Origin of the sequence: Rhodopseudomonas sp. WA056 (genome assembly GCF_010906995.1) — a bacterium.
Lineage (GTDB): Bacteria > Pseudomonadota > Alphaproteobacteria > Rhizobiales > Xanthobacteraceae > Rhodopseudomonas > Rhodopseudomonas palustris_G.
Genome location: NZ_QPFS01000138.1, coordinates 1 through 12,404, shown reverse-complemented (window position 1 = coordinate 12,404; position 12,404 = coordinate 1). Strand labels below are relative to the sequence as shown.

Genomic DNA, 12,404 nt, shown 5'->3' with positions numbered 1-12,404 from the left:
GCTGATTTCGGGGCGGCTTTGGAGCGGCGGGTTTTCGTTGCTTTGGCCATTCTTGAACTTCCTGACGCGGCAGCCATATCGGGCCATGGCACCTCCGGCAACCCACGGAAACGGGAGCGCTCAGAGCGGGGTGGCGGCGTTGCAATTGGGACCGCGGCGGTTATAGTCCGCGCGAATTTGCGCCCCCGGCCGTCGCTTTCCGCGCCGGGTCGGCTCGCTCGTTTTCACGGGGAAATCCGAATGTTCGTTACGCCCGCCTACGCCCAGGCCGCTGCTGCCGGTGGCGACGCCAACAGCATGCTGATGTCGCTGCTGCCGTTCGCGCTGATCTTCGTCATCATGTACTTCCTGATCCTGCGGCCGCAGCAGAGGAAGGTCAAAGAGCACGCCGAGATGGTGAAGAACATTCGCCGCGGCGACACCATCATCACCTCCGGCGGCCTGGTCGGCAAGGTCACCAAAGTGATCGACGACGATACCGTCGAGTTCGAAGTCGCCGACGGCATCCGCGCGCGCCAGATGCGCCAGATGATCACCGGCGTCCGCAGCAAAGGCGAGCCGGTCAAGGATGCTCCCGAAGCCAACGGCAAGGCCAAGGGCAAGAAGGACAAGGACGCTCCGGCCAAGACCGACGGCGACAAAACCGAGCCGACCAAGGACGACACCGCGTCGAGCTGATGCTCCGACGCAGTGGCTGTTTCGGTTTCTGACGGGACAACTCGATGCTGTATATCTCACGGTGGAAGGCGCTGGCGATCATCCTGACGGCGCTGATCGTATGCCTTTGCGCCGTTCCCAATTTCTTCCCCGAGAGCACCGTCAAGAGCTGGCCGAAATGGGCGCAGCGCCACCTCGTGCTTGGCCTCGATTTGCAGGGTGGTTCGCACATCCTGCTCGAGGTCGACGCGAATTCGGTCAAGAAAGACAAGCTCGAATCTGTGCGCGACGACGCCCGCCGGGTGCTGCGCGAAGCACGGATTGCCTATACCGGGCTGTCCACCAAGGGAGACTCCGTCGAGGTCCGGATCACCAAGGATACCGATGTCCCGACGGCGCTCACGAAACTGCGTGAGCTGTCGCAGCCGCTCGGGGGCCTGCTCGGATCCAACGGCCAGCGCAACCTGGAAGTCTCCGACGCCGGCGGAGGACTGATCCGGCTAACGGTGCCGCAGGCGGCGATCTCCGACCGCGTCCGGCAGTCGGTCGACCAGTCGATTCAGATCGTCGAACGCCGCGTCAACGAACTCGGTACGGTCGAGCCGCTGATCCAGCGTCAGGGCGCCGACAGAATCCTGGTTCAGGTGCCGGGCCTTCAGGATCCGACCCGCTTGAAGGAACTGCTCGGCAAGACCGCCAAGCTCGACTTCCGCATGGTCGACGCTTCGGTGTCCGGCGATCAGGCAATGGCGGGCAACGTTCCGTCCGACTCTGAGCTGCTGATGAGCGCGTCGTCGCCGAAGCAGCCCTATGTGATCAAGAAGCAGGTGCTGGTTTCGGGCGCCGATCTGACCGACGCGCAGCCCGGCTTCGATCAGCGCAGCGGCGAGCCGATCGTCTCGTTCCGCTTCAACACCAACGGCGCCCGCAAATTCGCGCGTGCGACCACCGAGAACGTCGGGCTGCCATTCGCCATCGTACTCGACAACGAGGTGATTTCGGCCCCGGTTATCCGCGAACCGATCACCGGCGGCTCCGGCCAGATTTCCGGCAGCTTCACCGTGCAGGGCGCCAACGATCTCGCGATCCTGCTCCGGGCCGGCGCGCTGCCGGCGCCTCTGACCATTATCGAAGAGCGCACCGTCGGCCCTGGTCTCGGCCAGGATTCGATCGAAAAGGGTGAGCGCGCCGCCTATGTGGGCTCGATTCTGGTGATCGTGTTCATGCTGCTGACCTACCGGCTGTTCGGCGTGTTCGCCAACATCGCGGTCGCCGTCAACGTCGCGATGATCTTCGGCATCCTGTCGATGCTCAACGCTACGCTGACGCTGCCCGGTATCGCCGGCATCGTGCTTACCGTCGGCATCGCAGTCGACAGCAACGTGCTGATCTACGAACGTATCCGCGAGGAGCTGCGCTCCGGCCGCAATGCGATTTCTGCGATCGACGCAGGCTTCAAGCGCGCGCTATCGACGATTCTCGACAGCAACATCACCACCTTCATCGCCGCCGCGGTGCTGTTCTATATCGGCACCGGACCGGTGCGCGGTTTCGCGGTGACGCTCGGCATCGGGATCATCACCACCGTGTTCACCGCCTTCACCGTGACGCGGCTGATCGTCGCCGCCTGGGTGCGGTGGAAGCGGCCGCAAGTCGTGCCGATCTGACGCACCTTATCCGAGAGAGCTGCAAGTGACATCGACACAGTGGATTTTGATCGGGCTGGGCGCAGTCGTCGTGGTGCTGACGTTCGTCAGCATCATGAACTGGTTGCCGTCGCTGCGGATCGTGCCCGACGAGACGCATTTCGACTTCACCCAATTCCGCCGCATCAGTTTTCCGATCTCGGCGGTGCTGTCGATCCTGGCGATCACGCTGTTCTTCACCCACGGGCTGAACTTCGGTATCGACTTCAAGGGTGGAACGCTGCTCGAAGTTCGCGACAAGTCGGGGACCGCCGATATCGCCGGGATGCGCGCGACGCTCGGCAAGCTGGGGCTCGGCGACGTTCAGTTGCAGCAGTTCGGCGGCCCCTCGGAGGTACTGATCCGATTGGCGGAGCAGCCGGGCGGTGACCAGGCGCAGCAGGACGCCGTGCAGAAGGTGCGCGCGGCGCTCGGAGAATCCGTCGAGTATCGTCGCGTCGAAGTGGTTGGACCACGGGTTTCGAGCGAACTGCTCGCCTTCGGTATGCTCGGGCTGATCCTCGCCATCCTCGGCATCCTGATCTATCTCTGGTTCCGATTTGAATGGCAGTTCGCGCTCGGCGCGATGATCGCCAACGTCCACGACATCGTGCTGACGATCGGCTTCATGTCGATCAGTCAGGTCGACTTCGACCTGACCTCGATCGCGGCACTGTTGACGATTCTCGGCTACTCGCTGAACGACACCGTGGTGATCTACGATCGTATCCGCGAGATGCTGCGGCGCTACAAGAAGATGCCGATGCCGCAACTCCTCAACGAGTCGATCAACTCGACGCTGTCGCGATCGATCATCACCCATGTGACGGTGACTCTGGCGCTTCTGGCGCTTCTGGTGTTCGGGGGCAACGCGATCCACTCCTTTACCGCGGTGATGATGTTCGGCGTTGTGCTGGTCGGTACCTACACGTCGATCTTCATCGCGGCGCCGATCCTGATCTATCTCGGCGTCGGCAGCCATCGGCTCGACGATCCGGACGAAAAGCCGGCGAAGCCGGAGCCTGCCCCGGTGGCGGCTGCGGCGCCCGCGGCCGACGAGATCCCGGCGCGGTTCGTCGATACCGATGCCAAGGCCGCAGCGCCGGTTGCGACGGCGAAGCCGGCGAAATCGGGTAAGCCGAAGAAGCGATAGGCGCCGAGCCGGCAAGGCTGACTGCCGAAGCCGGAATTTGAACCGTGACCGTGCCACCGGATTGACGCGCTGGCACGGTCCGCTCCGGTGTGCCGCGAACCAAGGTGCCGCCGCATGACGCAACCGCTCGACCCAGGACGCTAGCCCGTGGGACAACGCGCCGAGATTCCGCACTTTCCCCGCAGTGCTGCGGTCGACGCCTATGGCAAGGGCGGGTTCTATTTCGCCGACATGTCGCACCAGGGATCGCTGCTGTTCCTGCCCGACGCGGTGTGGGGCTGGGACGTCACCAGGCCGGAGCAGATCGACCGCTACAGCCTGCAGCGGGTGTTCGACAACGCCAATGCGATCGACACGCTGATCGTCGGCACCGGCGCCGACGTCTGGATCGCGCCGCGGCAGTTGCGGGAGGCGCTGCGCAACGTCAACGTCGTGCTCGACACCATGCAGACCGGCCCGGCGATCCGCACCTACAACATCATGATTGGCGAGCGCCGGCGCGTCGCGGCCGCGCTGATCGCGGTGCCATGAGCGAGCCCGCCGACACCGGCACCGCAGCGTTCTGCGCCGGGCTGGTGCGCGAGGCCGACTTCGACCGTTATGCGGCCACGCTGTTCGTCGCGACCGAGAAACGCCGGCCGCTGCTGGCGATCGCCGCGTTCAATGCCGAGATCGTCCGCGTCCGCGGCCAGGTCAGCCAGCCGCTCCCCGGCGAAATCCGGTTGCAGTGGTGGACCGATCTGCTGTCCGGCGCTGCGCATGGCGGCGCCGAAGGCAATCCGGTCGCGGTCGAACTGACGCGCACCATCGCCGATCACGCACTGCCCGCCGAACCGCTGACGCGGCTGATCGAAGCTCACATCTTCGATCTCTACAACGACCCGATGCCGGACTGGACCGTACTCGAACCGCATCTGGCCGAGACCGAAGGTGCGCTGCTGGCGCTCGGCGCCCGGGTGCTCGGGCAGGGCGCAGGGCAGGCTCCGGATGCGATCGAGCACGTCGCGCGCCACGCCGGCATCGCGATCGGGATCGGGCGGATCGTGGCGCGGCTGCCTTACGATTCCGCCCGCCGCCAACTCTATCTGCCGAACGACGTGCTGCTGCGACACGGCTGCGACCTGGAGCAAGTCTTCGGCGGCCAATCGACCCCGGCGCTGCGCGCCGCGCTCGCAGAAGTGATCGCCGAGGCGCGCAAGCATCTCGATCAGGCACTGCTCGAGCTGGCCGATCTGCCGACCGCGCTGCGCCCGGCCTTCCTGCCGCTGGCGCTTGCCCGCCGTGATCTCGACCTTCTGGCGTCTCCCGAGCGCGATCCGTTCACGCCGTTCGAGCGATCGCGGCTGGCCACGCTGTGGACGCTGTGGCGGGCAAGCCGGAGCAAAGCGTTTCGTATGTAACTGACCTCTCCGCATCATGAGGAGCGGCCCGACCAAGCAGTCCACGAGCGCAGGTGCGCAGCTTCCGGGTTGCTTCGCTTCGTTCGCGATGACGGGGCGACGCTTCTGCGCCCTTAGACAGCGACGGACGACTACGCCGCCTTCGGCAGCTTCAGATTTGCGGCGATCCAGCCGTCCATGTCGGCAAGGGCGCGGGCGCTGAGCGCCTGCTTCCTGGCGACGGACTTTTCCGGCCCACGCAGCCGCTTGCCATCCGGGCCTTTGGTCGGGGGACTAGCGAGCGGCGGGAACAGGCCGAAATTGATGTTCATCGGCTGGAACGAGCGCGGCCCGGCATCGATGGTTTCGATGTGGCCGCCGGTGATGTGTCCGAGCAGGGAGCCGAGGGCCGTGGTCGGCGGCGGCGGGGCCAGCGATCGGCCGAGTGCATCGGCGGCGGCGCTCAGCCCTGCGAACAGACCGACGCTGGCGGATTCAACGTAGCCCTCGCAGCCGGTCATCTGCCCTGCGAACCGCAGCCGTGGCGATGCGCGCAGCCGAAGGCTTTCGTCGAGCAGCTTCGGCGAGTTGAGAAACGTGTTGCGGTGAAGGCCGCCGAGCCTTGCAAATTCAGCGTTTTCGAGCCCAGGAATGGTCCGAAAAACACGCAGTTGCGCGCCATGCTTCAACTTGGTTTGGAAGCCGACCATGTTGTACAGCGTGCCCAGCTTGTTGTCCTGCCGGAGCTGGACGATGGCGTAGGGCTTCACCGTCGGGTTGTGCGGATTGGTCAGGCCGACCGGCTTCATCGGGCCGTGGCGCAACGTCTCGCGGCCGCGCTCGGCCATCACTTCGATCGGCAGGCAGCCGTCGAAATACGGCGTGTCTTTCTCCCAATCCTTGAAGTCGACCTTTTCGCCTTCGATCAACGCATCGACGAAGGCGTCGTACTGCTCGCGGGTCATTGGGCAATTCAGATAGTCGGCCCCGGTGCCGCCGGGGCCGACCTTGTCGTAGCGCGATTGAAACCACGCCACCGACATGTCGATCGAGTCGCGGTGTACGATCGGGGCGATGGCGTCGAAGAACGCCAGCGCACTCTCGTCAGTCAGGCCGCGGATCGCCTCGGCGAGCGGAGCAGAGGTGAGCGGGCCGGTTGCAACGATGACGTTGGCCCAATCCTGCGGCGGCAGACCATCAATCTCCTCGCGCCGGATCTCGACCAGCGGATGCTCGGCCAGCGCTTTGCTCACTGCGGCCGAAAAGCCGTCGCGATCGACCGCCAATGCACCGCCGGCTGGCACCTGGTTGGCATCGGCCGCCCGCATGATCAGCGAGCCGAGCTTGCGCATCTCGGCATGCAGCAGCCCGACCGCGTTATTGGCGGCATCGTCGGAGCGGAACGAATTCGAGCACACCAGTTCGGCAAGACCGTCTGTCTTGTGCGCCTCGGTCGTCCGGGTGGGGCGCATCTCGTGCAGCACGACCGGGACGCCCAGGCGGGCGATCTGCCAGGCGGCTTCCGAGCCGGCGAGGCCGGCGCCGATGACATGAACGACGGGCGAAGAAGAGTGGGGGCTGCTGGTCATCGGCTACAGCTAGCCTGTTTCAGCCGCGGATCAAATCCGATTCAGTCGCTGCGACACGCCGCAGTCCACCGCCACAGCAGCGCAACACCGTCTCGAAACGACAACGCCCGCCAGAAGGCGGGCGTTGGCCGTAGAGGGCAGAAAACAGCAGGTTGGGTCAGCCGTTGTAGTGACCCGAAGCGACGCGCGGGATGTCCGAACGGTCAAGTCCGATGTCGGCCAGTTCGCGATCGCTGAGCTGAGACAACTCAGCGACATTGCGCTGATAGTCCCGGAACGCGCGGATTGCGCGGATGAGCGAAAGCAGCATGGGATGGTCTCCTTGTCCACGATTCAGTTCTTCGGAAGAACCGAAGCGTCGAAAGGAATATAGGCGACGAGTCGGAAAACCAGCAGCGAAAATGTTGCACCGCAGCTAGACCGTGAATGCATACCGGCAGGAAGGAATGATTAACCCTTTCGGCCCTGCCGGCTCGCTCGGGGGGCTGTTTGGCCCTTCAGTCGAGAGCCCGTTCAAGCCTCCCTAGAAGCCCTACGAGCTGAATTATAGTGCATTTTCAGTGACGTGTTACGTTGGGCGGCGCCTGCTTGCGTTCCAGAGCTGCATTCTAGTGCCGGAGCTGTCCCTCGTTCGGGTTAAGACCTTCGAACAATTCGATCTCGTCTCATGCAGTATACGCATAAATACGGAGGACGTGAATATCCATTCACAGGCGAATCGCCGATTTGATCTATCGCAATGCACAAAACGGCCGCCGACCTCTGAGAACGATCGGCGGCCGAGGTGGGGAGCTTGCCGACGAGTCGGCTCAGGTCCCGTTGCGCTTCCATTGCAGCAGGTTCGCCGGGAAATCGGCAGCCGACCGCCGGGGCGAGCGAATCGGCGGCAGCAGCGGCGGCTTCGGATTGGGTTCGACCGCCTTGCGGTACAGATGCCATGTGGCGTGGCCGAGCAGTGGAATCACGACCGCCAGCCCGAGGAATGCCGGCATCGAGCCGACGACGAGCAGAACCGCCACGATCACGCCCCAGGCGGCGATCGGCAACGGATTGATCGCCACCACCCGCAGCGACGTCGCCATCGCGTCGCCGATGCCGGCGTTGCGGTCCAGCATCATCGGGAATGCGACCACGCTCAGGCACAGTGCCGCCAAAGCGAACAGGAAGCCGACGCCACAGCCGATCAGGATCAGGCTCCAGCCCTCCGGCGTGGTCAGCACCCGGCGCGCGAAGTCCGGGATCGCCGCGGCCGGAGCGTAGCCGAACAGCGCGACGTAGATCGCCTGCGCGGCGGCGAGCCACACGAGAAACAGCGCGAGCAGGATGGCGCCGAACCCGAGCATCGCGGCAAACGACGGCGACCGCAGCACCGCCACGGCGTTCGAGGCGGTCGCCGGCTCGCCGCGTTCGCGGCGGCGGCTCAGCTCATACAGCCCGAGCGCGGCGAACGGGCCAAGCAGCGCAAAGCCGGCGGCGAGCGGAAACAGCAACGGCAGCACTGCGTAGCCTTGCACCATCCGCGCCAGCACCAGGCCCAGCACCGGATAGATCAGCACCAGCATCACTGCGTGGCTCGGCACCGCTTTGAAATCCTCCCAGCCTTGCCGAAGCGCGGCGCCGAGATCGGCAAATCCGATGCGATGGACGGCGGGGACAGCGTCGTCCGCAGCGATTGCGGCACGATCGGAAGAATAGGTCGTGGCCATGCGTAGCGTCCTCCCGTGTTCGACGTTGATCATCACCGGCCGTGCGCCGAAACGGCGGGCCGGGCGCTTGTTGTGCGGACACGAACGATCAGTAAGGAGCCAGACGCGAGAGCAACGAACGAACTGGTCCTGTGACCCGAACTTGCCGCGACCTGTGAAGGTATCCTAACGCCGCTTAGTAGCGGTCGTTGCTCAAGCTTTGGTGATTTTCGATGCTGCGGTGCGAGGCCGACTCGGGTGGACGAGTGAACTGATCTCGCGAGGCACCGCTCCGCGCGCGCAACGATCCGCCGGTGGAACCCAACGGGGCCGGCAATTGTTGGAGTGCACGATGCACGGCATCGCAAACAGGGGGAGGCCAGCATGAGCATTTTCGGCAAGATCATGAGCGCGATTTTCGGCGACAGCGCCGCTGCGGCATCAGGCAGCGCCGAGGCGTCGGCGCCCACCACCACCGCTGCGGCGGGTACGGCACCGGCGCCGACTGCGCCACAGCCCACCGCCGCGCCGTCGGTCGATGTCGCGCCGATCCTCGACAAGGCGGTGAAGGCCAAGGGTGAAAAGCTGGAATGGCGCACTTCGATCGTCGATCTGATGAAGGCGCTCGATATCGATTCCAGCCTGTCGGCCCGCAAGGAGCTCGCCAAGGAGCTCGGCTACAGCGGCGACATGAACGACTCGGCGTCGATGAACATCTGGCTGCACAAGCAGGTGATGGCCAAATTGGTCGCCAATGGCGGCAAGCTGCCGGCCGACATCAAGCACTGACCCGACACGTCATCCTGGATGGTCCGCCGTGCCGCTCGCTTGCGGCATGGCGTGGCCGCGTGACGATGCGTCAGGACTCGAATATTCTGAACACGGCGGCGGTGGTGACCAGCAGCTTGTCGCCAGCGAGCGCTTCGGCGTCGATGAAGGCGAGGCTGCGCGACAGCTTCTTCATCGTGGTGCGGCCGGTGATCCAGCCGCCCGGCTCGATGGTGGCGAGGAAGCGGCTGTCGAGCGAGACCGTGGCGCAACGCCGCTGTCCCGCCAGCACCACCGAAAATCCCAAAATGGTATCGAGAAAGCCGAGCAGCGCGCCGCCATGCAGCACGCCGTTGGGATTGCCGTGACGCTCGTCGCTGAGGAAGCCAAACTCCGGCTGGCCGTCTGCGCTCTGCCGCCAGTAGTACGGTCCGTTGGTGCCGATGTAGCCGTCCTGAACGGCGAACGGCTGAAAACCCGGCGGCGGCGACACGGTCATCTTCACGGCTCCTGCGGAGCGCGACCGCAGGAGACCACAGAACCTGCCGGCGTGCCGCGCGCTGTGGAACCGATGCCACAGCCCGCAGCGGCGGGCAATCACTGGACCGCGCACGCGGCCCGGACGAGACCTCATGCGGTGAGGTCGGCGTATTCCGGATGGGCGTCGAGATAATCGGCAACGAAGCCGCAGCCGGCGCCGACCTTGGCGCCTTCGGCGCGGATCAGATCGAGCGCGCCGCGCACCAGGCTGGAGGCGATGCCGCGGCCGCGCAGCGGCGGCGGGGTCTCGGTGTGGGTGATGACGACGCGGCCGCCGGTGCGTCGATAGCTCGCAAACGCGATCTCGCCATGGGCGTCGAGTTCGAAGCGGTTCAGCGCCTTGTTGTCGCGCACATTGGCTGCGGCCGTGGTCCCGCTCATGACGTCTCCTCAAAGTTCAATGTCCGGCCGCGACGGCAATTGCCGGCGTGCCGTTGGCAGTCAGGTGATGCCGGCCCCGGTGAAGTCAAGGGGACGGCGAGGTGGCAAGCGCGGCGTCGTTGCGACGCAGGCCACTGTGGATGCGTACGGAGGGTAAGGCCACACCGCGCTGCGCCGCGCAACCCGGACAATCCCGGAGGCGAGCGGTGCAAAAGCGGTGCGCCACCGCACCACGATCGTCCCACCACGATCGGTATGGGGCGGAGCGGCAACGCCGGCGGCTTCGATTAGTTCTTCAGCGATGCCTCGAGCATCTGCCGCACCGACCATGGCTGCCCCTCGACGCTGCCGCGGATATCGTCGATCCGCCACGCGGCGCCGTCGCGCACCAGATCGTAGCGGATCACGCTGTCGGCGGCGACCTTGCGGCGCTGGCTGCCGATCAGCGCCACCGCCAGCGTGGCGCGGGCATTGTCCTGGGTCTCGGCCTTGATCGCGAACGACTTGATGTCCGGATCCTGCGAATTGCTCACCGGATCGAAATCGATCGGCCCGATCTCGCCGTCCGGCACCTTGGCTTCGGCCTTGCTCCACAGCGCGGCGAACGATGTCGACAGATACTTGCCGCGCTCCTTGGCGTTGTTGACGAAGGCGCCGCCGGCATTGTCCTTGGCGGCCGCCTTGTAGAGCCGGGTGAGCACTGCGGCGGGATCGGTCGCGTTCGTCTTGGCCGGCGCCTGTGCGAGCGCGGCGGCGGGCAGAGCGGAAGCGGCGGCGAGGAGGGCGAGCGCAAAGCGGCGGGTGAGCATGGCGGATCCTGTCGGCAGCGAGTGGCGTGGCAACAGGCTCAGTTGCGCCCCTCGTCCGGAATATTCAGCACGGTGCCGCAGGCCTTGCAATGCACCGCGTCAGCGTCGTGGCGCTGCAGTCCGCAGGTCGGGCAGGGAAAGCGCACCTTGTTCGGACTGATCAGCGCCCGCGCCAGATTGAAGAACAGCGTGACGCCGAAGATCATGATCACCACGCTGATCATCCGTCCCAGCGTGCCGGCAAGGGTGATGTCGCCGAACCCGGTGGTGGTCAGCGCGGTGACGGTGAAATACAGCGCGTCGGCGTAGTTGCCGATCTGCGGATTGCGGAAATGCTGGGTTTCGTAAACGATCGCCGTCATCACGAAGATGAACACCGCCAGCCGCGCCACCGCGATCACCACCTCCTCGTGGCGGCGGAAGAAGCGGCTGTCGCTGCGCAGCCGCGTCAGCATCTGATAGTCCTGGAACGCGCGCAGCGTGCGCAGGATGCGCAGGAAGCCGGCTCCCTCGCCGGGCAGCGGCGCCAGGAACGACGCGATGGCGACCAGATCGGTCCAGGTCGCGAGCCGGCCGAACTCCCGCATCGGCCGCCGGCTGGCATACAGCCGCGCCGCGAAGTCGATCAAGATCAGGACACCGAACCCGGTATCGAGCATCTCGACGACCGGATTCTGCGGCAGGAACGAGGTGCCGACGATGAACAGGATGGTGACGATATCGAACGCCAACAGGCCGTAGCGAAACGCCACCCCGCGCGGCGTCGCGCCGTCGTACAGCCGCCGAACGGCGAGTCGGAAGTCGTGCAGCGTCATAGCCGATTATTGGCCCGGGACGGGCGGCGGATGCAATGGGGGCGGTGACGGAGCGGCTTGGGGTCGCTCGGGCCGCAGGCGGGCAACCCCGCACCCTGGCAAGCGCGGTGAACTATGCTATCGTGAACCCTGAGCAAGCTGCGGTCGGTGCCATGCGACATGAGCGGATCGAGATCAATCCCGAGGTGATGGGCGGCAAGCCAGTTGTGCGCGGCACGCGCATCCCGGTGGAAATGATCCTGCGCAAGCTCGGTGCGGGCCTCTCCACGGCCGAGATCATCGCCGATCATCCGCGGCTGACCGCCGATGACATTCTCGCCGTGCAGACCTTCGCCGCAGACTATCTGGCAGACCAAGACGTCATCTTCGGCTGACCATGCGATGGCTGGCCGACGAGTGCGTGCCCGCCTCGTTGGTCGCTGCGTTGCGGGCCGATGGCCATGATGTGCTGTACGTCGCCGAGATGGCTGCGGGACTGAGCGATGCAGAGGTCGTTACTATGGCGGCCAGCGATGGCCGGCTGTTGCTGACGGAAGACAACGGTTTCGGCGTCAGGGCGCCGAGCGGTTCGGGCGTTATGTCGTGGTCGACGAAACCCGCATGCGCGTGCGGCCGCTGCGGCCCGCGAGCTGAACAAGAGCGCCAACCGGGCTACTTCCCGCAATTCCAGACCGGCCCGATGGGCGTCTGGGTCCAGCACGGCCCGAAGCTGCCGCCGTTGTAACGGCCGCGATAGAAGCCGGCGCGGCCCGGATAGCGCCACTCGCCGCTCCAGGGGCTGTTCCAGCGATAATAGTCCGGCGTCGGATCGATGTACCACGGCCGCTTCGGCCGCAGCATCGCGAGCTGCTCGCGCGTGAGTTTCTGCTTGAACAACGGTACGGCGTTGTTCGGCGGCTGCACATAGCCGGGCAGGAAGCCGTAGCCGTGGGAGCGCTTGGCA

16 protein-coding genes are annotated in these 12,404 nt (G+C 65.4%); 8 read left to right on the top strand and 8 right to left on the bottom strand.

From position 1 onward, the window contains the following. Positions 1–240: 240 nt before the first annotated feature. From yajC to DU475_RS20605, 5 genes are all read left to right on the top strand, one after another. The gene (gene yajC / locus DU475_RS20625; protein WP_013502376.1) at positions 241–678 is read left to right on the top strand and encodes a preprotein translocase subunit YajC; all 438 of its coding nucleotides are present in this window, start codon (positions 241–243) and stop codon (positions 676–678) included. Positions 679–722: 44 nt separating this feature from the next. Next, positions 723–2,324, top strand: coding sequence for a protein translocase subunit SecD (gene secD, locus DU475_RS20620; protein WP_164633179.1), 1,602 nt, complete (start codon positions 723–725; stop codon positions 2,322–2,324). A 25-nt stretch (positions 2,325–2,349) separates the two neighbouring features. Further along, positions 2,350–3,495, top strand: coding sequence for a protein translocase subunit SecF (secF, locus tag DU475_RS20615; protein WP_164633178.1), 1,146 nt, complete (start codon positions 2,350–2,352; stop codon positions 3,493–3,495). Between the two features lie 147 nt (positions 3,496–3,642). Further along, positions 3,643–4,026, top strand: coding sequence for an Mth938-like domain-containing protein (locus DU475_RS20610; protein WP_013502379.1), 384 nt, complete (start codon positions 3,643–3,645; stop codon positions 4,024–4,026). Beyond that, positions 4,023–4,895 carry a phytoene/squalene synthase family protein gene (locus tag DU475_RS20605; protein ID WP_164633177.1) on the top strand — a complete coding sequence of 291 codons (873 nt, stop codon included), beginning with the start codon at positions 4,023–4,025 and terminating at the stop codon, positions 4,893–4,895. The genes DU475_RS20610 and DU475_RS20605 overlap by 4 nt, the downstream gene beginning before the upstream one ends. Positions 4,896–5,026: 131 nt before the next feature. On the opposite strand, the gene trmFO is transcribed toward DU475_RS20605, so the two are convergent. From trmFO to DU475_RS20590, 3 genes are all read right to left on the bottom strand, one after another. Continuing rightward, on the bottom strand, positions 5,027–6,463 hold the full coding sequence (gene trmFO / locus DU475_RS20600) for a methylenetetrahydrofolate--tRNA-(uracil(54)-C(5))-methyltransferase (FADH(2)-oxidizing) TrmFO (protein WP_164633176.1): 1,437 nt from the start codon (positions 6,461–6,463) through the stop codon (positions 5,027–5,029). A gap of 157 nt (positions 6,464–6,620) precedes the next feature. Further along, positions 6,621–6,773: a DUF1127 domain-containing protein gene (locus DU475_RS20595; RefSeq protein ID WP_012496279.1), complete on the bottom strand. Its 153-nt coding sequence runs from the start codon at positions 6,771–6,773 to the stop codon at positions 6,621–6,623. Positions 6,774–7,272: 499 nt separating this feature from the next. Then, a complete protein-coding gene (locus DU475_RS20590; RefSeq protein WP_164633175.1) occupies positions 7,273–8,169 on the bottom strand; it encodes a DUF2189 domain-containing protein in 897 nt (298 codons plus the stop codon). A 363-nt stretch (positions 8,170–8,532) separates the two neighbouring features. On the opposite strand from DU475_RS20590, the gene DU475_RS20585 reads away from it, so the two are divergent. Continuing rightward, entirely contained in the window at positions 8,533–8,937 is a 405-nt protein-coding gene (locus tag DU475_RS20585; protein WP_142882751.1) for a DUF3597 domain-containing protein, read from the top strand. 70 nt (positions 8,938–9,007) lie between these two features. On the opposite strand, the gene DU475_RS20580 is transcribed toward DU475_RS20585, so the two are convergent. The 4 genes from DU475_RS20580 to DU475_RS20565 form a co-directional block, all read right to left on the bottom strand. Beyond that, on the bottom strand, positions 9,008–9,415 hold the full coding sequence (locus tag DU475_RS20580; RefSeq protein ID WP_164633174.1) for a PaaI family thioesterase: 408 nt from the start codon (positions 9,413–9,415) through the stop codon (positions 9,008–9,010). A gap of 131 nt (positions 9,416–9,546) precedes the next feature. Further along, a complete protein-coding gene (locus DU475_RS20575; protein ID WP_047307821.1) occupies positions 9,547–9,837 on the bottom strand; it encodes a GNAT family N-acetyltransferase in 291 nt (96 codons plus the stop codon). 287 nt (positions 9,838–10,124) lie between these two features. Next, complete coding sequence (locus tag DU475_RS20570) at positions 10,125–10,646, bottom strand: DUF3828 domain-containing protein (RefSeq protein WP_164633173.1); 522 nt, start codon at positions 10,644–10,646, stop codon at positions 10,125–10,127. Between the two features lie 38 nt (positions 10,647–10,684). Continuing rightward, positions 10,685–11,461, bottom strand: a complete 777-nt coding sequence (locus tag DU475_RS20565) for a potassium channel family protein (protein WP_164633172.1) — start codon at positions 11,459–11,461, stop codon at positions 10,685–10,687. A gap of 107 nt (positions 11,462–11,568) precedes the next feature. Here DU475_RS20565 and DU475_RS20560 point away from each other — a divergent pair, with 107 nt between their 5' ends. Then, positions 11,569–11,835, top strand: coding sequence for a DUF433 domain-containing protein (locus DU475_RS20560; protein WP_234713279.1), 267 nt, complete (start codon positions 11,569–11,571; stop codon positions 11,833–11,835). A 2-nt stretch (positions 11,836–11,837) separates the two neighbouring features. Continuing rightward, the gene (locus DU475_RS20555) at positions 11,838–12,185 is read left to right on the top strand and encodes a DUF5615 family PIN-like protein (RefSeq protein ID WP_246700373.1); all 348 of its coding nucleotides are present in this window, start codon (positions 11,838–11,840) and stop codon (positions 12,183–12,185) included. Here DU475_RS20555 and DU475_RS20550 read toward each other — a convergent pair. Next, on the bottom strand, positions 12,113–12,404 hold a 292-nt coding region (locus DU475_RS20550), incomplete at its 5' end, for a hypothetical protein (protein ID WP_164633171.1). The genes DU475_RS20555 and DU475_RS20550 overlap by 73 nt on opposite strands.